At 73.5% G+C, this 20,253-nt stretch carries 17 protein-coding genes and 1 riboswitch; of the genes, 4 read left to right on the plus strand and 13 right to left on the minus strand.

Annotation, left to right across the window (positions count from 1 at the left end):
- Positions 1–97: 97 nt before the first annotated feature.
- From ACFWW8_RS18260 to ACFWW8_RS18295, 8 genes are all read right to left on the minus strand, one after another.
- Entirely contained in the window at positions 98–1,480 is a 1,383-nt protein-coding gene (locus ACFWW8_RS18260; protein WP_386529896.1) for an NAD(P)/FAD-dependent oxidoreductase, read from the minus strand.
- Between the two features lie 626 nt (positions 1,481–2,106).
- Positions 2,107–3,078 carry an exopolyphosphatase gene (locus ACFWW8_RS18265; RefSeq protein WP_386529898.1) on the minus strand — a complete coding sequence of 324 codons (972 nt, stop codon included), beginning with the start codon at positions 3,076–3,078 and terminating at the stop codon, positions 2,107–2,109.
- The gene (locus tag ACFWW8_RS18270) at positions 3,075–3,620 is read right to left on the minus strand and encodes a DUF501 domain-containing protein (protein WP_386529900.1); all 546 of its coding nucleotides are present in this window, start codon (positions 3,618–3,620) and stop codon (positions 3,075–3,077) included. Before ACFWW8_RS18270 ends, ACFWW8_RS18265 begins: the two co-directional genes overlap by 4 nt.
- Before the next feature lie 52 nt (positions 3,621–3,672).
- On the minus strand, positions 3,673–4,161 hold the full coding sequence (locus ACFWW8_RS18275) for a septum formation initiator family protein (protein WP_386529902.1): 489 nt from the start codon (positions 4,159–4,161) through the stop codon (positions 3,673–3,675).
- A gap of 128 nt (positions 4,162–4,289) precedes the next feature.
- Positions 4,290–5,582: a phosphopyruvate hydratase gene (gene eno, locus ACFWW8_RS18280; RefSeq protein ID WP_383925737.1), complete on the minus strand. Its 1,293-nt coding sequence runs from the start codon at positions 5,580–5,582 to the stop codon at positions 4,290–4,292.
- 284 nt (positions 5,583–5,866) lie between these two features.
- On the minus strand, positions 5,867–6,595 hold the full coding sequence (locus ACFWW8_RS18285; protein WP_386529905.1) for a transglycosylase family protein: 729 nt from the start codon (positions 6,593–6,595) through the stop codon (positions 5,867–5,869).
- 3 nt (positions 6,596–6,598) lie between these two features.
- Positions 6,599–6,771: riboswitch (cyclic di-AMP (ydaO/yuaA leader) on the minus strand.
- Positions 6,772–7,046: 275 nt separating this feature from the next.
- A complete protein-coding gene (locus tag ACFWW8_RS18290; protein WP_386529907.1) occupies positions 7,047–8,126 on the minus strand; it encodes a transglycosylase family protein in 1,080 nt (359 codons plus the stop codon).
- 85 nt (positions 8,127–8,211) lie between these two features.
- A complete protein-coding gene (locus tag ACFWW8_RS18295; protein WP_386529909.1) occupies positions 8,212–9,522 on the minus strand; it encodes a cytochrome P450 in 1,311 nt (436 codons plus the stop codon).
- A 115-nt stretch (positions 9,523–9,637) separates the two neighbouring features.
- On the opposite strand from ACFWW8_RS18295, the gene ACFWW8_RS18300 reads away from it, so the two are divergent.
- Positions 9,638–10,852, plus strand: a complete 1,215-nt coding sequence (locus ACFWW8_RS18300; RefSeq protein WP_386529911.1) for a globin domain-containing protein — start codon at positions 9,638–9,640, stop codon at positions 10,850–10,852.
- Between the two features lie 40 nt (positions 10,853–10,892).
- Here the strand turns inward: ACFWW8_RS18300 and ACFWW8_RS18305 are convergent, their stop codons facing one another.
- Complete coding sequence (locus ACFWW8_RS18305; RefSeq protein WP_386529913.1) at positions 10,893–11,936, minus strand: nucleoside triphosphate pyrophosphohydrolase; 1,044 nt, start codon at positions 11,934–11,936, stop codon at positions 10,893–10,895.
- 28 nt (positions 11,937–11,964) lie between these two features.
- Positions 11,965–12,591 carry a SurA N-terminal domain-containing protein gene (locus tag ACFWW8_RS18310; RefSeq protein ID WP_386529915.1) on the minus strand — a complete coding sequence of 209 codons (627 nt, stop codon included), beginning with the start codon at positions 12,589–12,591 and terminating at the stop codon, positions 11,965–11,967.
- A gap of 175 nt (positions 12,592–12,766) precedes the next feature.
- On the opposite strand from ACFWW8_RS18310, the gene ACFWW8_RS18315 reads away from it, so the two are divergent.
- From ACFWW8_RS18315 to ACFWW8_RS18325, 3 genes are read left to right on the plus strand one after another with little or no spacing between them, the layout of a single operon-like run.
- Complete coding sequence (locus ACFWW8_RS18315) at positions 12,767–15,151, plus strand: YfhO family protein (protein ID WP_386529917.1); 2,385 nt, start codon at positions 12,767–12,769, stop codon at positions 15,149–15,151.
- Between the two features lie 24 nt (positions 15,152–15,175).
- The gene (locus ACFWW8_RS18320; protein ID WP_383925759.1) at positions 15,176–15,454 is read left to right on the plus strand and encodes a type II toxin-antitoxin system Phd/YefM family antitoxin; all 279 of its coding nucleotides are present in this window, start codon (positions 15,176–15,178) and stop codon (positions 15,452–15,454) included.
- Positions 15,451–15,858, plus strand: coding sequence for a type II toxin-antitoxin system VapC family toxin (locus tag ACFWW8_RS18325; RefSeq protein ID WP_386529920.1), 408 nt, complete (start codon positions 15,451–15,453; stop codon positions 15,856–15,858). Before ACFWW8_RS18320 ends, ACFWW8_RS18325 begins: the two co-directional genes overlap by 4 nt.
- A gap of 10 nt (positions 15,859–15,868) precedes the next feature.
- Here ACFWW8_RS18325 and ACFWW8_RS18330 read toward each other — a convergent pair whose 3' ends face one another.
- The 3 genes from ACFWW8_RS18330 to ACFWW8_RS18340 all read right to left on the minus strand — a co-directional run bounded on the left by ACFWW8_RS18330 (position 15,869) and on the right by ACFWW8_RS18340 (position 20,147).
- Entirely contained in the window at positions 15,869–17,377 is a 1,509-nt protein-coding gene (locus ACFWW8_RS18330) for a protein kinase (protein WP_386529922.1), read from the minus strand.
- Complete coding sequence (locus tag ACFWW8_RS18335) at positions 17,374–17,937, minus strand: hypothetical protein (protein ID WP_386529923.1); 564 nt, start codon at positions 17,935–17,937, stop codon at positions 17,374–17,376. The genes ACFWW8_RS18330 and ACFWW8_RS18335 overlap by 4 nt, the downstream gene beginning before the upstream one ends.
- A 170-nt stretch (positions 17,938–18,107) precedes the next feature.
- Complete coding sequence (locus ACFWW8_RS18340) at positions 18,108–20,147, minus strand: N-6 DNA methylase (RefSeq protein WP_386529925.1); 2,040 nt, start codon at positions 20,145–20,147, stop codon at positions 18,108–18,110.
- Positions 20,148–20,253: the final 106 nt, after the last annotated feature.

Raw genomic sequence — 20,253 nt, forward strand, 5'->3', positions numbered from 1 at the left:
GGGCCGTCCGCACCACGGATGGCGGACGGCCCCTTCGGGTCGTACGGGTACAGCGGGTCCTGCGGGTCGTGCTCAGGGCCTCACCGGCGGTGCCGGGTCAGGACGCCTTGGCCTTCTGGGCCGGAGCCGCGACCGCGGCGGCCGGAGCCGGCTTGGCGGCCTCGTAGAACTCCTCGCGGGGGGTCTCCAGCGCACCGAGGGAGACGACCTCGCGCTTGAGGAACATGCCGAGGGTCCAGTCGGCGAAGACGCGGATCTTGCGGTTCCAGGTCGGCATGGCCATGCCGTGGTAGCCACGGTGCATGTACCAGGCGAGCCGGCCCTTGAGCTTGATCTTCATCTTGCCCATGACGATCATCGCGACGCCCTTGTGGAGGCCGAGGCCCGCCACCGCACCCTTGTTGGAGTGCGAGTACTCGGACTGGGGGAAGCCCCGCATGCCCGAGATGACGTTGTCGCCGAGGACCTTGGCCTGGCGCAGCGCGTGCTGGGCGTTCGGCGGGCACCAGGCGTTCTCCACGCCGGCCTTGCGGGCGGCGAGGTCCGGCACCTGGGCGTTGTCGCCGGCGGTCCAGATGTAGTCGGTGCCCTTGACCTGGAGGGTCGGCTCGGCGTCGACGTGGCCGCGCGGGCCGAGCGGGAGGCCGTAACGGGCCAGCACCGGGTTCGGCTTGACGCCCGCGGTCCACACGATGGTGTTGGAGTCGACCTCAAGGCCGTTCTTCAGCACCACGTGGCCGTCCACGCAGGAGTCCATGGAGGTGTTGAGGTAGATCTCGATGCCGCGGGACTCGAGGTGCTCCTTGCCCCAGGTGCCGAGCTTGGGCCCGACCTCGGGGAGGATCTTGTCGGCCGCGTCGACCAGGATGAAGCGCATGTCCTCGCGCTTGATGCTGGAGTAGTACTTCGCGGCGTCGCGGGCCATGTCCTCGACCTCGCCGATGGTCTCCGCGCCGGCGAAGCCGCCGCCGACGAAGACGAAGGTGAGGGCCTTGCGGCGGACGTCCTCGTCCGTCGTGGACTCGGCCTTGTCCAGCTGCTCGAGGACGTGGTTGCGCAGGCCGATGCCCTCTTCGACGCCCTTCATGCCGATGCCCTGTTCGGCGAGGCCGGGGATCGGGAAGGTGCGGGAGACGGCTCCGAGCGCAATCACCAGGTAGTCGAAGGGCAGCTCGTACGCCTCGCCGACCAGCGGCGTGACGACGGCGACCTTGCGGTCCTGGTCGATGGTGGTGACCCGGCCGGTGAGAACCTCTGCCTTGGGCAGCACGCGTCGCAGCGGGACGACGACGTGCCGAGGCGAGATGCTGCCTGCGGCCACTTCGGGGAGGAAGGGCTGGTAGGTCATGTACGAGCGCGGGTCGACGACCGTGACGGTCGCCTCGCCGTAGCGCATCTTCTTCATGATGCGCTTGGCTGCGTACAGGCCTACGTACCCACCTCCTACAACGAGGATCCTGGGACGCTCCGTGGTGCTCATGGAACGAGTATCCAGCACCCTCAGGAGTGACGCTCGTGAGCCCCTTCACAAGGTGTCCGGGACCCTCTGCTACACTCCGCCGCCCACGTGACCCAGGTCATGCCGCGCGACGGGAACCAGTGCTCTGCGGGAAACGTTGTTCACCCGTCCTGAACTGGCCCGCAGGCCCTGAACCGGACTGGACCACCGGCCTTCGTCCGATGCTCCGAGGCGGAACCGACCGGGTCCGCCAATCGTACGAACGAGCGGAGAAGGGGGCCCGCGGGGCCCCCGGAAGCCCCCTGGGGTACTCCAGTTGGGACATCGGGCGTCTTTTCCTTGTGAAGAACTTCACGAACTTCATGTGGATCACGGACCGAAAGACCCCCGAAAGCCTCCCCCGAACCCCCTGCGGAGCCCCTGTCGGGTAGCGGACCGCGCCCCCGCGTCCGCCCTTTCCTCTGAAGTCGCCCGCGTACGCGAAGGATTCAAAGGGCGCACCTCCCGCTCACCTGAGCGTCCCGCCGCGAGCGGTGGCGACCGCCGCGAGGTCTGCCGCGGCGTCCGCGAGGTCCACCGCGGCAGCTGACGACGAAGGCGGTGTTCCGGCCGGCCGACCGGGACACCGCCTGCGAAGATCCGCCGCGTCAGGACCGCAGCTTGCCGGCCTCGGCCTCTTCCGCCGTCCTGATCGCGATCCCGTCGAGGATGTCGTGCTCCGAGACCACGACCTCCGAGGCCCCGGTGCGCTCCATGATCGCCAGGAGGACCAGCGCGCCCGCGCCGATCACGTCCACCCGCCCCGGATGCATCACCGGGATCGCCGCGCGCTCGGCGTGGGTGGACGCCAGCATCCGCTCGCTGATCTCGCGGACCCGGTCGTAGGAGACCCGGGAGTGGTGGATCGCCGCCGAGTCGTACTCCGGCAGTCCGAGCGCGATCGCGGCGACCGTGGTCACCGAGCCGGCCAGGCCGACCAGGGTGCGCGCCTGCGCCAGCGGGACCGTCGCGGCGGCCAGGTCCAGCGCCGCCTCGATGTCGGCGCGTACCGCCGCCACCTGCTCCGGCGTCGGCGGGTCGGTGACCCGGCCGTCCACCACCAGGTGGCGTTCGGTCATCCGGACACAGCCGACGTCCACGGAGCGGGCGGCCCGCACCCGGTCGTCGCCGACCACGAACTCGGTCGAGCCGCCGCCGATGTCCACCACCAGGTACGGCGTGGCCAGGTCGTCGCGCCCGGCCAGTTCCCTCGTGGCCCCGGTGAAGGAGAACTCCGCCTCCTGGTCGCCGGAGATCACCTCGGGCTCGACGCCGATGGTCTCCAGCACGCCCCGGACGAAGTCGTCCCGGTTCTCGGCGTCCCGGGAGGCCGAGGTGGCCACGAAGCGCACGCGCTCCGCCCCGAGTTCCCTGATGACCGCGGCGTACGCGCGGCAGGCCGCGAAGGTGCGCTCCAGGGCCTCCGGGGCGAGCCGCCCGGTCCGGTCCACGTCCTGTCCCAGCCGGACGACGGTCATCCGCCGGTCCAGCTCCACCAGTTCGCCGGTGGCCGGGTCGACGTCGGCGACCAGCAGGCGGATGGAGTTCGTACCGCAGTCGACGGCCGCGACCCGGGTCACCGGGACTCCTCCCCGGCCTTCCGCTCCGCGCACGGCGTGACGCAGGCGCCCTTGGCCCACCACTCCGGCAGCATCGCGAGGGCCTCGTCGCCGAACGGGTTCACGCCCGGGCCGGCGGCCAGGGAGTGCCCGACCAGGACGTGCAGGCACTTCACGCGGTCCGGCATCCCGCCGGCGCTCGGGAAGCCCTGGAGCACGTCGATGGCGTCGCGGCGGCGGATGTAGTCCTCGTGCGCGGCCCGGTAGGCGACGGCGAGATCCGGGTCCTCCGCGAGCCGGGCCTGCATCTCCTTCATGACGCCGTTGGCCTCCAGCGTGCCGATCGCGGAGGCCGCGCGCGGGCACGTCAGGTAGTACAGCGTCGGGAAGGGGGTGCCGTCGGGGAGCCGCGGGGCGGTCTCCACCACGTCCGGCTGGCCGCAGGGGCAGCGGTGCGCGATGGCGCGCAGCCCGCGCGGCGGGCGGCCGAGCTGCTGCTCGAACGCCTCGATGTCCGCGTCGGTCGGCTCGGTCCGGTCGGTCTGGGGCGGGGGCGTCTGCATGCCTGGAGGATGTCTCTTCGTTCGCGGTTCGTTGACGGGTGGTGCTGGTCGGTCAGTCGCCGGGTCGGTCGGCCTTGTCGACGCCGTCCCAGACGTTCGAGTACCAGGGCCGGTCGGAGCCTGCCTGCCCGGTCCGGGGCCGTTCGCGGCCTGCGGCGCCGGGGTCGCTCATGATGTAGCCGATCTCCCCCGGGCGCAGGAAGTGCAGGTGCTTGCGCGCCTGCTGCTCCGCGTACGCGTCGTCCTGCCAGCGGGCCTTCTCGTCGCGGAGCCGTTCCAGGCGGAGCCGCGCGGAGACGGCCGCCTTCTGCTGCTCCGCGATCTCCGAGCGCTGGGACACGTACTGGCGCATCGGATACGCGAGGGCGACGACCAGGGTACAGAGCACCAGCACCAGCAGTGCGGCCCGGCCGGTGAGCCGGCTGCGGTGGACCTGGCGGCGCGACTGCGAGCGGTAGACGTGGGCCGCGGTCCGTTCGCCGAGCTGCTTGAGCCTGGTCGCGGTGGAGAAGGTGGAGAACCGATCCCGGTTCCCGGCCATTGATCCCGCCTCCCCTATATACGCACTACGCAATACGTCCCCGCACACGGTACGGGACCGAGTGCGGGGACGTACGGAGGCGGGCGCCGCGAAAAGCGGGGGCGGCGGCCGGCCCCGGCCGCGCGGGATCAGTTCGCGGGGCGGAAGCGCGGGAAGGCGGAGCGGCCCGCGTACACGGCGGCGTCGTCGAGGATCTCCTCGATGCGCAGCAGCTGGTTGTACTTGGCGACGCGGTCCGAGCGGGCCGGGGCGCCGGTCTTGATCTGGCCGCAGTTCACGGCGACGGCGAGGTCGGCGATGGTGACGTCCTCGGTCTCGCCGGAGCGGTGCGACATCATGCACTTGAAGCCGTTGCGCTGGGCCATCTCGACGGCGTCGAGGGTCTCGGTCAGCGAACCGATCTGGTTCACCTTCACGAGCAGGGCGTTCGCGGAGCCCTCTTCGATGCCGCGGGCCAGGCGCTCCGGGTTGGTGACGAAGAGGTCGTCGCCGACGATCTGGACCTTGGAGCCCAGGCGGTCGGTGAGGGTCTTCCAGCCGGCCCAGTCGTCCTCGTACAGCGGGTCCTCGATGGAGACCATCGGGTACGCGGAGACGAGCTCCTCGTAGTACTCGGTCATCTCGGCGGCCGAGCGGGACTGGCCCTCGAACTCGTACTTGCCGTCCTTGTAGAACTCGGACGCGGCGACGTCGAGCGCGAGCGCGATGTCCTTGCCCGGGACGTAGCCGGCCTGCTTGATGGCCTCGACGATGAGGTCGAGCGCGGCACGGTTGGACTCCAGGTTCGGGGCGAAGCCGCCCTCGTCACCCAGGCCGGTGGACAGGCCCTTGGTGTGGAGCACCTTCTTGAGGGTGTGGTAGACCTCGGCGCCCCAGCGCAGCGCCTCGGAGAAGGACTCCGCGCCGATCGGGGCGATCATGAACTCCTGGATGTCCACGTTGGAGTCGGCGTGCGACCCACCGTTGAGGATGTTCATCATCGGGACGGGCAGCAGGTGCGCGTTCGGACCGCCGAGGTAGCGGAAGAGCGGCAGGTCCGAGGCTTCGGACGCGGCGTGCGCGACGGCGAGGGACACGCCGAGGATGGCGTTGGCGCCGAGGGAGCCCTTGTTGTCGGTGGCGTCCAGGTCGAACATGGCCTGGTCGATCAGGCGCTGCTCGGTGGCGTCGTAGCCGACGAGCTCCGGGCCGATCTGCTCGATGACGGCGAGGACGGCCTTCTCGACACCCTTGCCGAAGTAACGGTTGGGGTCACCGTCACGGAGCTCGATGGCCTCGAATGCACCGGTGGAGGCGCCGGACGGGACGGCAGCACGGCCGGTGCTGCCATCGTCGAGGCCCACCTCGACCTCGACCGTGGGGTTGCCTCGGGAGTCCAGGATTTCCCGGGCTACGACGACGTCGATGGACGGCACGAGCATCTCCTTCTGGGATGTGACGCTGGGTGTGCGGTGGCGTGTCAGGCCGTGGGATGGCCTTGCCGCCTAGAGCCTAACCGGATCCGGGCAGGAGGCCGGACGACCGCCCGGGTCCTGGGACGAAAAAGGGCCCGAATACCCCTCTTCCAGGACATAGACCTCTGGAACAGCCCGTCGTCGGCGCACACGCCACCGCCCGGCGCGCGGGGGAGGCGCGCCGGGCGATGGGGACCCTGCGTGGTTCAGCGGGTGGAGCGCGGGGGCTCCGGCGGCGGCTGCCGCGGGGTTCAGCTGAGGTCGAGCTTCTGGCCCGGGAAGATCAGGTCGGCGTCCGAGACGATGTCCTTGTTAAGCTCGAAGACCTTCTCCCAGCCGCCCTGGACGTTGTTGGCCTCGGCGATGGTGCCCAGCGTGTCACCGGACTTGACCTCGTACGAGCCGTTGCCGGTCTTCGGGGCCTGGGCCTTCGGCTTGGCGACCGGGGCCGGGGCCTCGGAGCGCTCGGAGCGCGTCGTCGGGGCCTGGGACCGCTTGGTCTCGGCCTTCGGCGCGGTCTTCTTGACCTCGGCCTTCGGCGCGGCCTTCTTGGTCTCGGTCTTCTTGGTCTGCTTCTGGGTCTCCGTCGAGCCGCCACCGGCGTAGGAGGAGTTCGACAGGCCCACGCCGCAGGACGGCCAGGCACCCTTGCCCTGGCCCTTGAGGACCTTCTCCGCGATGGCTATCTGCTGCGACTTGGTGGCCTGGTTGGCCTGGGCGGCGTACGTCTTGCCACCGAACGCGGCCCACGTGGAGGACGAGAACTGCAGTCCGCCGTAGTAGCCGTTGCCCGTGTTGATGGACCAGTTGCCGCCCGCCTCGCACTGCGCGACCTTGTCCCACTCGGACGCGGTGGCGGCGCTGGCGGTGCCGGCGGCCATCAGGGGTGCGGCCACGGCCACACCGGCGACACCGGCGAGCGTGACGATGCGGACGGCCTTGGAACCGCGGCGGTGCTTGCCCTTGCCGGAAAGCAGCATGGAGTTTCTCCTCACCGACGCCTACGAGGTGAGCTGTCGGGTTCGGGCGAGTGAGTTGCCCGGCCGTGCGACCTTGCGCACGTCTTAACCCCTAGCCGGTGGCGTGACCGTCTCTCAACGGCCGCTCCCGGCGCCTACCTTGGTTCCCCCGCTCCTGCCTTCGGCGCTTGCGCGACGACTGTTCCCCCCGTCCGCCGGCAGGATTCGGCGATGCGGTCGAAGGAGCCCGCGGTGGCGGGCGATTCAGAAGGTAGACGGCTCCCTCCCCGATGTTCAACGCGCGACATCGGGGAGAAACGCCCCTACTTGCGTCCTTCCCGGGAGCGTTTGCGCAGGTGAGGAAGGGGTTTGCGCGAGCTCCGGGGCAGGACACGCCAGTTGACCGGAAGAGACACATGTCTCACTTACAGAAAACGGACAATCAATCCTTTAAAGGGTGCCCGAAGTGCCCCTATTCCGCGGTTAGATCCAGGTTCTGGCCGGGCTTGATCAGGTTGGCGTCCTCGCCGATGACCTGCTCGTTGGCGGCGTAGAGCGCGTTCCAGCCGCCCTTGAGTCCCTTGGCGTCCGCGATGGCGGTCAGGCTGTCGCCCGACTTCACGGTGTACGAGGGCCCCGACGCGGCATCAGACGCTCCGGACGCCTCGACGGCGGGCGCTCCGCGGTGCTTGCCGTTCCCCTCCGCCGGAAGGGCGGGCAGGGCCGACGGGTCGGCGGAGGCGCCCGGGGCGGTCTGGGGCGTCGGGCCGGTGGACGGCCCGGCAGCGGGGCTCGTGGACGCGCCCGGGCCGGACGGGGCCGTCGGGCCGGTCGGGGTGACCGGAGCGGTGGGGTCGACGGGGGCCGTCGGGTCCACCGGGGACGTCGGGTCGGCGGGGGTCGCGCCGGGGCCGCCGGGCGTCACGGGGGCCGTCGGGTCCACCGGGGCCGTCGTCGGGTCGTCCGGCGCCGGCATGACGGGGAGTCCGCCGGGCGGCGCGAGCGGGCCGTCGGGGATGGTGAACGCCGGGGTGTCCGAGGGGGTCGGGGTCGGTGCCCCGAAGTCCCGGGCGGGGTCGGACCCGTGGACGGGCACCTCGGCGTCGGGGCGGTTCGGCGTCGGCGACGCGGTCCCGGCGGGGCCGGGCAGGCCCGGATCCACCTCCGCGGCGGGGCCCTGCTGGGCCAGCCCGGCGGACGCCGCGCACAGCGGCCACGCCTGCGGCCCCTGGGAGGCCAGCACCCGCTCGGCGACGGCGATCTGCTGGGACCGGCTCGCGAGGTCGGGCCGCTCGGCGAAGTCGAGCCCGCCGGCGCCGCGCCACTGGTCCTGGGTGAACTGCAGCCCGCCGTACGCGCCGCCGCCGGAGTTGGCGCTCCAGCTCCCGCCGCTCTCGCACTCGGCGACCCTGTCCCACGTGGAGGTGTCGGCGGCCGTGGCGTTGGTGGCCGCGAGCAGCGGCAGGGCCAGCGCTGAGCCAGTGACTCCGGCTGTGACGACCAGCGCGGGGACCTGGCGGGGGCGTCTGTGGCGGCCGTTCCCGGAACGCATGTAGGTGCACCTTTCGCATAACGGCGGGGTAACGGCAGAACTTAGCGGCCTTTGAGCGATTGTCACAAGTTCCGACCACAGTCGACTAAACGTCAGGCGTTCCTCCGATGTTTGGGGCTGCGAAGCGGACCGGAAGCGTGCGCAGGCCACGCATGATCAATCCGCCGCGCCAGCGCAGCTCCTCGGGCGGAACGGCGAGTTCCAGGTCCGGCAGACGCGTCAGCAAAGTCGCAAGCGCGGTCTGACCCTCCAGCCGGGCGAGCGGAGCACCCAGGCAGTAGTGGATGCCGTGGCCGTACCCGAGGTGCTGGTTGTCGGTGCGCGAGAGGTCGAGGGCGTCCGGATCGGCGAAGCGGTCGGGGTCCCGGTCGGCGGCCGCCAGGACGACGAGCACCGGGTCCCCGGCCGCCACCGGCCGGCCTCCGAGCGTCAGCGCCTCGGTGGCGAACCGCCAGGTGGCGAGCTCCACGGGGCCGTCGTAGCGCAGCAGCTCCTCGACGCCGGTCTCCAGCAGGCCGCGCTCCCCGGCGGCGAGGGAGCGCTGGAGGCGTTCGCGCTGGTCCGGGTTCATGAAGAGGGAGTGGACGCCGTTGCCGATGAGGTTCACGGTCGTCTCGAAGCCGGCGAAGAGCAGGATGAAGGCCATCGCGGTGGCCTCACCCTCCGTCAGGTGGTCCCCGTGGTCGCTCGCCCGGATCAGGTCGGAGATCAGGTCGTCGCCCAGATCGTCCCTTTTGCGATGGATGAGCTGGCCGAGGTACGTGCGCATCTGCTTGACCGCGCGCCCCACCCCGCCGCGCGGACCCCCGCCGTGCCGGATCATCATCCCGGCCCAGTCGCGGAAGTCGTCCTGGTCCTCGCGCGGGACGCCGAGCATCTCGCAGATGGCGTAGATGGGGAGCGGGAAGGCGAACTCGTGGATGAGGTCGGCCTCCCCCGTCGCCGCGCCCCGGGACTTCTCCACGATCCGGTCGATGAGGTGGTCGGTGAGCTCCTGCACGCGCGGGGCGAACTCGGCCACCCTGCGCGGGGTGAAAGCCTTCGACACCAGCCGCCGCAGCCGGGTGTGGTCCGGCGGGTCGATGTTGAGCAGGTGCGTCATCAGCTCGGCCTTGCGCTCGCCCGGAATGCCCGTCTTGCCCTTGGCGTGGGGGGACTCCGCGTGGTGTGCCGGGTTCTTGCTGAGCCGCTGGTCGGCGAGGGCCTGGCGGGCGTCGGCGTAGCGGGTGACCAGCCAGGCCTCGACTCCGCTGGGGAGCGTGGTGCGGTGCACCGGGGAGTGTTCGCGCAGCCAGGCGTAGGCCGGATACGGATCGGTCGCGAACTCCCAGTCGAACAGGGTCGGGCTCTGGGCGGACGGGGTCTCGGCTGGCGTTGCGGGGGTCTGCTCGTGCACCCGACGACCGTATCCCGGCGCTCGCCCCCCACCCGATATGGGTGCTTCGTCGCGGCTGTCCGTAGATCCGCCATCACTTGACCTCAGGTGCGCGGCCGTTCCTACTTTCGGTTTTGTGGACGTGAGGATCTTGAAGAGCAGTTTCGCGGTGGTGGAGAGAAGGGCCGAGCACGCGGTCAAGTTCTTCTACTCCCACCTGTTCTGGCACAACCCCGGGATCCGCGCGCTCTTCCCCGCGTCCGCCGAGGACATGGAACGCCAACGGGACCGGCTCTTCGCCGCGCTCACCCACGTCGTCGCCGAGCTGGAGAGCGAGGCCCTGCTCCCCTACCTCCGCGACCTCGGGCGCGACCACCGCAAGTTCCTGGCCGGCCCCGAGCACTACGCGGCCGTCGGCGCCAGCCTGATCGCCGCGCTCGCCGAGACCTCCGGCAGCGCCTGGACCCCCGGGGCGGAGAAGGCCTGGACCGAGGCGTACCAGATGATCGCCGACGCGATGGCCGAGGGCGCCGGCGCCGGCGACGACCCGCCCTGGTGGGACGCGGAGGTCGTCCGCCACCTCCAGTACGGGCAGGACATCGGCGTCGTCACCCTCAAGCCGCTGCTCCCCTTCCCCTATCTCCCCGGCCAGTACGCGAGCGTGAGCAGCGAGCGGGTGCCGACGACCTGGCGCACCTACTCCCTCGGCAACGCGCCCCGGCCCGACGGCACCGTCGACCTGCACGTCAGCCGGATCGAGGACGGACGCCTCAGCACCACCCTGGTCCACGACACGCGGCCCGGCGACATGCTGCGCCTCGGCGCCGCCGGCGGGCAGCTCGTCCTGCGCCGCGAGGACCGCCCGGTGAGCCTCATCGCCGCCGGCACCGGCTGGGCGCCGGTCCGGGCCCTGCTGGAGGAACTCGCGGCGCATCCGCCCGATCAGGACGTACGCCTCTTCGTCGTCGCCCGGGACTCCGCGCACCTCTACGACCGGCCGCTCATCGACGCGTACGCCGAAGCGTGCGCCTGGCTCGGCGTCACCTACATCACGCCCGCCCCCGGGCAGCACCGCAACCAGGCCACCGACCGGCTGGCCACCGCGCTCGGCAACCGCGCGCTCTGGCCCGACCAGGACGTCTACCTCAGCGGGCCGGCCCCGTTCATCGAGGAGACCGCGTACCTCCTGGAGGAGCTGGGCGCCCGGCCGGGCCGGATCTTCCACGACACGGTGCCCGGCGCGGGGCGGGGCAACGGCCCCGGCGGCCGCCCGCTGGGCTTCGGCGAGTGGTTCCTGAGCCGCCCGGCGCCGCACTGGCACAACCCCTCGGGCCGCGCGCCGCGCCCGTGAGCGGGCTCTGCCGGACCCGGCCGGACCGGCCCGCCCCGGCCTACGGTCCGACGCCCTCGGCGGCCCGGATCGCGTCCCGGTAGGCGCGGGCCGCCGCGCGCAGGGCGGTCTCGGGGTCGGTCCCCACCGCCTCGGCGCGCGCCGCCAGTTCCAGCAGCTCGTACCCGATGCCCTCGCCGCGCGGCGGCTCCACGGCGAGCCCGGCCGTCCGGACCCGGCCGGCGAGCTTGGCCGCGAGCGCCAGGCCGGGCTGCCCGAGCGGAATCCCGTCGGTCAGCGACTCCCGCTGCTTCTCGACCGCCTTGGTCCGCAGCCAGTGCGCCTTGACCTCTTCCGGGGTCTGTGCCCGCGCGTCGCCGAAGACGTGCGGGTGGCGGCGGACGAGCTTCTCCACGATGGTCCCGGCGACGTCGTCGATGGAGAACGGCCCCTCGCCCTCGCCGCCCTCGCCCTCCGCGTCGGCGTCCGCGCGGTACTCCTCGGCGATGCGCGCGTGGAAGACGACCTGGAGCAGCACGTCGCCGAGCTCCTCGCGCAGCTCCGTCCGGTCCCCGTCCTCGATGGCCTCGACGAGTTCGTACGCCTCCTCGATCCCGTACTTCGCCAGGCCCCGGTGGGTCTGGCGGGAGGACCAGGGGCACTCGCGCCGGATCCGGTCCATCACCTGGACCAGGTCGAGCAGGCGCGCGCCCGGCAGGTCGTACGAGCCCGGCAGCAGTTCCAGGTCCGGCATGGCGACCCGGCCCGAGCCCGCGAGCCGGGCCAGGCCGTCGGTCAGCCGCCGGTCGCCCTCGCCGCCGGGGAGCACCACGACGGTCCGCCCGCCGGCGCAGGCCTCGACCAGCGCGGGCGCGTCCAGGGCCGCCTGCTCGACCTCGATGCCCGCGTCCCGCAGGTACGGCAGCTGCGGGTGGGCCGGATCGGCGCACAGCACCCGGTCGGCGGCGTGCAGGACCTGCCAGGCGGGCCACGACAGCACGCCCGGGGCGACCCGGTGGCTCGTGGTCAGCAGGACAATGCGGCCGGTGGGCTCGGCGGGGGTGGGCTCGGCGGCGGCGGGCTCGGCGGGTACGTGGTCGGTCACCCGGCGAACCTACCTCCGGCGGCCGGGGTCAGGCTCCGGCGGGGGCCTGCTCGGGACGGGTCTTCTGGGTGATCCAGGGGGTCTGCGCCTCCCCGAGCTGGACCTGCGCGGCGTCCCACGCCCCGTACCGCGGGTTCACCTCGATGTCGAGCGCCTTCGCGGCGGCCGCGGCGGGCTCGGCGAGCTTGCCGTTGCCGTACTTGGCGTTCAGCTTCGCGAGGAGCACCCGGTCGTGGAGGAACCGGTCCGACTGGCCGGGGGCGGTGGCGGCCTTCTGCAGCAGCAGCGCCTCGAACTGGGCGGCGCCGCCGTTGCCCTCGGCGAACGCCTTGCGCTCGTCCTCGATCTCCTTGGTGGTGGCCGTGAGACCGGCGGAGTCGGCCATCTTGTCGATGATGCGGCTCTGGAGCATCGAGCCCAGCTTGAGCCGCTCCAGGTTGGGGGTCGCCGCGATCAGTTCGGCGGCGGCCTGCCCGGCACCGTTCTGCGCGGCGCGCACGTCGTTCACCTGGGCCTGGAGCGCGGAGGTGGTGATGCGCTCCCCGCCCACGACGGCCGCGGTGCCCGCATGGGGCTGGCCGCCCGAGCAGGCGGACAGCAGGGGGGCCGCCAAGAGGAGGGCGGCGGAGACGGAGAGCGCTGCGCGACGGTGCAAAGGAGCCTCCAGGGCCGGGAGATTGTGCTTCGGTGCACAAGCCTTGCGGTGATCGATGGTATGCAGTCAGGGTGGTCCGGGCCACCGGTTCGACCAACGATTCCCGGGGTGTTGGGGTGCGTGTTCACCCGGCGGCCACCCTTCGGACCTCCGGCGCTGCCAGGGTCGGCCCACCATGTCGACACCGCACCGCTCTCCGCGCCGCCGGAGCCTGCTCGGCTCCGCCGCCGCCGCCCTGCTCACGGCGGTGGCCGTGAGCGCGGGGGACGCCGTCGCCCGCGTCTTCCCGTACGGGCCGCGCCACCGCAGCGTCAACGACCTCGGCAATCAGTTCGTCCCCTTCCACGCGCACCTGTGGGACCTGCTGCACGGCCGTGCCCGGGGCGGGCTGCTGGTCAACTGGCAGTCGGGGTACGGGACGAGTTTCCTGCCGGACCTCGGCACCTACCTGGCCAGTCCGTTCGCCCCCCTCGTCGGGCTCTTCCCGCGCGACGGCATCGACCTCGCGGTGTACGTGGTCACCGTGCTGAAGACGGCCTCGGCCGCCGCGGCGATGGCCTGGCTGCTGCGCACGCAGGCCCGCGGCCCGTGGTGGGCGGCGGGGCTGCTCGGCGCCTCGTACGGGCTGTGCGGCTGGTCGGTGGTCGAGGCCTCGTACAACCCGATGTGGCTGGACGGCCTGATCGCCTTCCCGCTCCTGTGTCTGGTGGGTGAATGGGCCCTGCGGGGGCGCCGGCCCGTCCTCGGGGTGCTGGTGGTCGCGGTGTGCTGGACGGCGAACTTCTACACCGCGTACATGGCGACCCTGGGCGCGGTGCTGGTCCTGGCCGCACGGGTGGTCCTGACGCGGGAGGGCGCGGTGCCCCGGCTGCGGGTGGCCGGGCGGGCCGCCGCGACGGCCGCGGCGGGCCTCGCGCTCGCGGCGCCGGTCCTGGTCCCGCTGTTCCTCAGCTCCGGGCAGGCGTACCCCGGGTGGTCCCGGGAGTTCCGTCCGGTGCCGTGGGCGGACGTCTTCGCGCGGCTGCTGCCCGCCACGTACTCCTTCTCCTCCCCCGCGGTCTTCGTCGGCACCGGCACGCTGCTCCTGGTGGCCGCGCTGCCGTTCCACCCGGGGGTGCCCGCGCGGGCCCGGTGGGGGTGGGCGGGGCTGACGGCGGCGGTGGCGCTGTCCCTCCAGTGGGCGCCGGCGCACCTGGCCTGGCACCTGTTCGCGACCCCGAACGGGAGCCCGTACCGGCAGACCTTCGTGCTGGCCGGGATCGCCGTGATCGCCGCCTGGACCGGGCCGGCGGCGGGTCCTGCGCCGCCGCGGGCGCTCGCGGCCGGGGCCGGGCTGCTGGCGGCGGCCGCGCTGTGGGCGCGCGGCAGCACCCTGACGACGGCCTGGGGGTACGGGCTGTTCTGTGGCGGGCTGGCGGTGGCCGCCCTCGCCTGGTGGGCGCTGCGGCGGCCGCGGCTGCTGCTGCCGGCCGCCGGACTGCTGGCCGGAGTGCTCCTCGCGCAGGCGGCCGCGACGGGGGCCCAGGGCCACCGGGGCAAGCTCGGCGGGCTGGACGACTACCCCGTGTGGGGCGCGGCGCACTCCGCGCGCGCCGCGGCGCTGTCGGCCGCGGAGGGCTGGCCGGCGTACCGCACCGACGCGGGGCGGCCCGCCCTGACGGGCAACGACCCGATGCTGCTGGGCGGGGAGGGCGGCGCGTACTACAGCAGCCACACGCCGAAGGTGTTCACGGACACGATGGCGGCGCTCGGGGCGGGCTGGACCTCGCGCGGGCGCAACGTCCAGAGCATCGACAACCCGGTGACGGACGCGGTCTTCGCCGTCGGGGCGCGGCTGCGGCCGGACGGCACGGTCGGCCGGGCGGAGGCGCCGCCGCTGGTCACCGTGCGCCCGCCGGGCCCCGTGCCGGTGTACGGGGACTCCCCGTTCGCCAACCAGGAGGCGCTGCTGGGCGCGCGGGTGTACGAGGACCCGGTCGCGCCGGGGGTGTGCCGGGCGGGCACGGAGGCCTTCCTGTGGGCTCCGGAGTACAACGCGACGGCCCGGCGCGCGGACGGGCCCCCGTTCCGGCTGAACGGCGCGGCGCCCCGCAACCGGGCGGCCGTGCAGCCGCTGGGCGTCTCCCGGGGAGCGGCCTCGGCCCTGGTCTTCGACGCGGACCCGCCCGCCCGGTGGTCGCTGTCCTGCCTGGACCGGGTTCGGCTCGCGCCGGCGGTGGCCGCCCTGCGGGCCTCGGGGGCGCTCTCCGTACGGGTGGGCTCCGCGGACGTCCGGGCGGAGCTGCCCCCGGGGAGCACGGGCACGGCGGTCCTGTCCGTCCCGGCGGTCGCGGGCTGGAGCTGCAACGGCCGCCCGGCGGCCGCGTACCTGGGCCTGGTGGCCGTACCGCTCGACGGCCGCACCGGGGCATTGGCCTGCTCCTTCCGCCCGCCGGGCCTGATCCCGGGCACGGCGGTGGCGGCCGTGTCGGCGCTGGCCCTGGTCGCCCTGGTGGGGCGCTCCCGGCGGCGCGGCAAGGCTCCGGTCACCCGTTCGGACGGAAGCACCCTTCCGGCGTAGAACGCGGCGTTCTACGCTGGCAGCATGGACCGCATTCCCGTACGCGAACTCAACCAGCACACCAGCGCCGTGCTCGCACGGGTACAGCGCGGCGAGTCCTTGGAGGTCACCGTGAGCGGAACAGCCGTAGCCCGGCTCGTCCCCGTCACGGCGACGCAGTCCCTGCTCGACCGTCTGATCGCGGAGGGGCGTGCCACCGCGCCTCTCTCCAGCGGCCCCGTTCCGCTTCCCCCGGTCCTGGGCGACCCTGAGATCGATGTCGCCGCAGAGCTGTCCGCCGTGCGCGACGAGGAGCGCTGGTGATCTATCTCGACTCCGCGGCCGTGGTGAAACTGGCGCGCCGGGAACACGGCAGCGCCGAGCTGGTGGCCTGGCTCGCCGAACGGCCCGATGAACCCCTGGTCTCGTCCTCCCTTGTCGAGATCGAGGTTCCGCGCGCCCTGCGCCGTTCTGCTCCGCAGGCGCTGGCCGGGGTGCCCGGCGCTCTGACCCGTCTGTACCGGCTGGAGATCGACCACGTCGTACGGGCGACGGCCGCTGCTTACACCGATCCGCTCCTGCGATCGCTCGATTCCATCCACCTGGCCACTGCACAGCTCCTGGCCGGACAGCCCGGCGCCGAGCAGCTCACCTTCGTGACGTACGACCAGCGCCTGCTCCAAGCCGCCGACTCGCTGGGGCTGGCCGTTGCCGCACCGGGCGCCTGAGCAGGCCGCGTCAACGGACCTGACCGAGCCAGTGCAGGGTGCGGCGGACCTCCGTCGGGAACGGATGGGCCGGGCCGTGCAGCCGGTCCGCGTCGAAGAGCAGGCGGACCAGGGTGGCGTGGGCCGCGGGCCGGTCGCCGAGGGAGAGCAGCAGGTGCGCTATCCGGCGGCGGACCTCCAGGGGCAGACCGGGGTCCGGGTTGGCGTAGTGGTTCTCGAACAGCGGCAGCAGCGAGCGGTACTCCGCCAGGGCGGCGGCCGGTGCGCCGAGTTGCTCCAGACACTGCGCCGAGTCGTAGCGGAAGTGCAGGGACTGGGGGTCGCCGACCGGGAGCTGGTCGGCGAGACGGCGCAGTTCGGGCAGCGCCCGGCGGTACTGGCCGTCGTCCATCAGCGTGGCCGCGTACTGCTTGCGCAGGGAGCGGACCACCGGGGAGTGCTCACCGTGCTGGGCCACGGCCGCCGGAAGGATGCCGCCGAGGATGTCCACGGCCTGGGTCAGCTGCCCCTGGTCCAGGAGCTTGCGGGCCTCGTCCACCGCCCCGGGGATGTCCGGCCGCGGGGGCGTCGGCGGATCGGCGGGCCGCGGCGGGATCACCGTGGCCCGGTCCGGCCAGGGCGCGTGGGGGCGCAGGAACGGGCGCGTGGGGTCGAGCGGGCCTGAGGGGGCGGCGCTGCCGCGCGCGGGCAGCAGCGGCACCAGGGCCTCGTACACCGCCTGGGCGGAGGCGGGGCGGTCCTGGGGGTCCTTGGCGAGGAGGTGCAGCAGGACGGCCTCCAGCTCCGGCGGGACCTCCGGGCGGAGTTGGCGGACCGGGAGCGGGGGCTCGTACAGGTGGCGGTGCAGGACGCCGAGCGCGGTGGACCCCGCGAAGGGGACGTTCCCGCTGAGGAGTTCGTACAGCAGCACGCCGAGGGCGTACAGGTCGGTGTACGGGCCGACCGCGCCGCCCATGGCCTGCTCGGGGGCCATGTAGGCCGGGCTGCCGATGGGCGTGCCGGTGCTGGTGAGGCGGGTGGTGTCGGTGTCCATCACCGAGGCGACGCCGAGGTCCAGGACCAGGACGGTGCCGTCGGGCCGGACCATGACGTTGCGCGGCTTCAGGTCGCGGTGGACGATCGGCACCGCGTGCACGGCCGACAGGACGGCGCACAGCTGCGCGACGATCGCGACGGCCCACGGCCAGGGGTACGGGTCGTGCTCCGCGAGGTGGTCGGCGAGGTCGGCGCCCTCGACGTAGCCCATGACCAGGAAGAGCTCGTCGCCGTCGTTGCCCGCGTCGTGCACGGTGACCAGGCCGGGGTGGTCCACCTGCGCCGTGACCCGGCACTCGCGCACGAAGCGGTGGCGCAGCTCCTCGGCGACCGTTCCGGGGCCGGCCACCTTGTCGGGGCGGAGCAGTTTCACGGCGACCCGCCGGTCCAGGCGCTGGTCGTAGGCCGTCCAGACCTGTCCCATGCCGCCCTGGCCCAGGATGGTCGCGAGCTGGTAGCGGTCCCCGATGAGCCGTTCGGTCACCTGATCGGGTCCTCGTCGCGCGGCGGCTGGTTGCGCAGCAGCTCACTGAGCTCGTCCAGTTCGGCCCGCACCTGCCCGATCCGCGGGGGCGGGGTGGCGTGCGGCGGCTGCTGGGGCTGCGCGGGGTGCTGCGGCTGGGTCGTGCGGGGGGCCGGGGTCTGGTGCGGGTAGCCGTAGCCCTGGGGCTGCTGGGGCTGCTGGGGCTGCTGCGGCAGGTGCGGCGGGAGGTACGGCGCGGACTGGGCCCCGTACCACTGCGCGGACCGGTCGGCCGACTTCGCCTCGTAGTGCTTGATGTCGGCGACGAGGAAGTACACGCAGATCGCGAAGCCGGTGAAGATCGAGCCGCCGGCGCCGAGGTTGCCCTGCCAGCCGCTGGTATCGGCGGTGGGGTCGAGCTGGATCAGCGTCATCGAGAGCACGGCGAGGCCGCCGCTGACCAGCAGCAGCACCCAGTCGCGGGTCTTGCGGGTCACCAGCGCGAGTCGCAGCATCGACCCCCAGGCGAGGAAACCGCAGCTCAGGATGGGTAGCAGCGCGAACAGCACGCGCAGTGTCACGACACCCCCGGAACTGGGTTGGTGACCGTGCTGCGGCGGGAGGCCGGGGCCGTGCATCGCTGCTCCTGACGGGCCGTGCGGAAGAGGATTCGGATCGAAGGGTATACAGCCTTACCGGCCACCGGTGAGGGGATGGGGCCAACCGTTGCAGGGTCGCCGCACAGCGGGGGCTACGGCGTGACGGTGCCGTCCGAGAGGCCGTCGTGGAGACCCTGTACGAGTTGCTCCCCGAGCCGCCCGGCCTCGCGCAGCGCGTCCTCGAACTCGGCGAGCGCCCGGAAGCGGTCGGCGTAGCGCTCCTGCTGCGCCGGGGGCAACCGGGGCAGCCGGAACCGGCGGACGTCGAGGCGGGTGGCCGTGGAGGCGTGGCTGCTGGCCCGGCGGTGGTTGGCGGTGCCGCGCAGGAATCCGGCCAGGAACCAGGGGTCGAGCTCCTCGGGGTCGGGGCGCAGCAGGTGCAGGCCCCGGCCGGGCACCGCGCCGGCGGTGGCCGCGTCCACGACGCGGACGACGCGGGGTCCGCCGGCGACGGGGACGAGGACGTCGCCGGGGGCGGTCAGCAGGGGTTCGTCGGCGGCGGCGGCCAGGGTGCCGGAGGGGCCGCGTCCGGCGTACACGTCCTGCACGGTGAGGACGGGGGCGGTCCCGGTGCCGCTGCCGGTGCCGGTGTGCAGCGACAGGGCTCCGGCGCGGGCGAGTTCGCCGACGGTGGTCAGCGGCGGGCGGCCGGCGGCCCCCGCGGGCGGGTCGGCGGGCGGCGGGGCGAGCCGCGCCGCGCGGGCGAGGGTCTCGTCGAGCCGGCCGCGCACGGCGCCCAGTCCGGCCGCTCCGCCACCGGCGGCGGGCGGCGGGAGGTGGCGGGCGGGGGTGAGGTCCACGTCGTCGTCCAGCAGCTCGATGACGGGCACGACGCGGCTGACGCCCGGCACCTCCTCGACCCCGCCGGTGCGCTCGTACGCGGTCCAGGCGGCCTCCACCGTGCCGTGCACGGCGGGCCACGCGGTCCGGGAGCGCCCGTCGGGGGCGGCCGCGGCGGCCGTTGCGGTGTCGACGAGCAGCAGCCCGGCGGGGGGCGCCGCGACCGGGGCGGGTCGGCGCAGCACCCACAGGTGCAGGGGGATGCCGTACGGAGGGGCCGCGCCGGCGGGGAGCGCGACGACCGCCCGCAGCGCCCCGCGGCGCAGCAGGTCGGCGCGGATGCGGCGGCCCGAACGGCGGGCGGCGACGGCGGGCGGCATGAGCAGCACGGCGGTGCCGCCCTCGCGGAGGTGCGCCAGGGCGTGCTGGACCCAGGCGAGTTCCGACTCGGTGCGGGCCGGGAAGCCGTATTCCCAGCGGGGGTCGTAGGCCAGCTCCTCGTGGCCCCAGTTGCGTTCGTTGAACGGGGGGTGGCAGAGCACGGCGTCGACGGGGGGCCGCGGAAACGCGTCGGCGCGCAGGCTGTCGGCGGCCGCGGCGCGAACCCGGGCGGAGCCGTGCAGGGCGAGGCGCAGCGCGGCCAGGGCGGCGAGTTCGGGCGAGGAGTCCTGCGCGTACAGGGCGGTGGCGCCGCGGACGGCCCGCAGCAGGGTGCCGGTGCCGCAGGCGGGGTCGAGCACGGTGCGGACGCCGGGTCCGGCGAGGGCGGCCATGAGCTCGGCGAGGCCGTCGGGGGTGAGCGGGTAGGAGCGGGTGGCGGTGTCGAGGTGGCGGTGGAGCAGGAACTCGAAGGCCTTGCGGGCACCGAGTTCGGCGGCGAGCCGGGCGGCGGCGCGCAGCAGCGGCATCGCGGCCGGCGGGGGCGCCACGGCGGCGAGCGGGTGGCCGGCGCCGAGCCGCGCGGCGAGCACCTGGCCGAGGACGGGCCGCAGCAGGACGGCCATCCGGGCGTCGGAGACGGCGGTCAGCTCCAGCCAGTCGGTGGGCCGGTCGCGTACGACGAGCAGCGCGGCGCCGGCTTCGACGAGTGCGGGCACGGCCCCGCCGGGGTGGGCGCAGACCTGCTGCCAGACCCGTTCGCGCAGCGGGACCTCGGTGAGCTTGCCCTGGACGCGGAGCCAGTCCTCGACTTCGGCGAGGGCGAAGGAGGGGCTGGTGTCGGTGCCGCCGACGGGCCGGGGGAAGTCGGGGTGGCGGCGCCGCCAGTTGCTCACGGCGGCGCGGCCGACGCCTGCCAGGCGGGCGACCTCGCCGGCGGTGACCTCCGCGCCCGCGGCGCTCTGCTGGGACATGCCGGCGAGCATACCCGTGTACCGGCCGGAATCCCGTTCGCGGCGTTGACATGAAAACACGACTGTGACGTGTTGACCCCGTTCACAGGCCCGTGCGGCTCGGGAA

The sequence above is a fragment of the Streptomyces sp. NPDC058701 genome (genome assembly GCF_042715295.1).
Lineage (GTDB): Bacteria > Actinomycetota > Actinomycetes > Streptomycetales > Streptomycetaceae > Streptomyces.

Coding starts and splice junctions, on each gene's coding strand:
- ACFWW8_RS18270 (WP_386529900.1), bottom strand. CDS start 3,620: ATGCAGACGCCCCCGCCCCAGACCGACCGGACCGAGCCGACCGACGCG.
- ACFWW8_RS18260 (WP_386529896.1), bottom strand. CDS start 1,480: ATGAGCACCACGGAGCGTCCCAGGATCCTCGTTGTAGGAGGTGGGTAC.
- ACFWW8_RS18290 (WP_386529907.1), bottom strand. CDS start 8,126: ATGCGTTCCGGGAACGGCCGCCACAGACGCCCCCGCCAGGTCCCCGCG.
- eno (WP_383925737.1), bottom strand. CDS start 5,582: ATGCTCGTGCCGTCCATCGACGTCGTCGTAGCCCGGGAAATCCTGGAC.
- ACFWW8_RS18285 (WP_386529905.1), bottom strand. CDS start 6,595: ATGCTGCTTTCCGGCAAGGGCAAGCACCGCCGCGGTTCCAAGGCCGTC.
- ACFWW8_RS18340 (WP_386529925.1), bottom strand. CDS start 20,147: ATGTCCCAGCAGAGCGCCGCGGGCGCGGAGGTCACCGCCGGCGAGGTC.
- ACFWW8_RS18315 (WP_386529917.1), top strand. CDS start 12,767: ATGTCGACACCGCACCGCTCTCCGCGCCGCCGGAGCCTGCTCGGCTCC.
- ACFWW8_RS18320 (WP_383925759.1), top strand. CDS start 15,176: ATGGACCGCATTCCCGTACGCGAACTCAACCAGCACACCAGCGCCGTG.
- ACFWW8_RS18275 (WP_386529902.1), bottom strand. CDS start 4,161: ATGGCCGGGAACCGGGATCGGTTCTCCACCTTCTCCACCGCGACCAGG.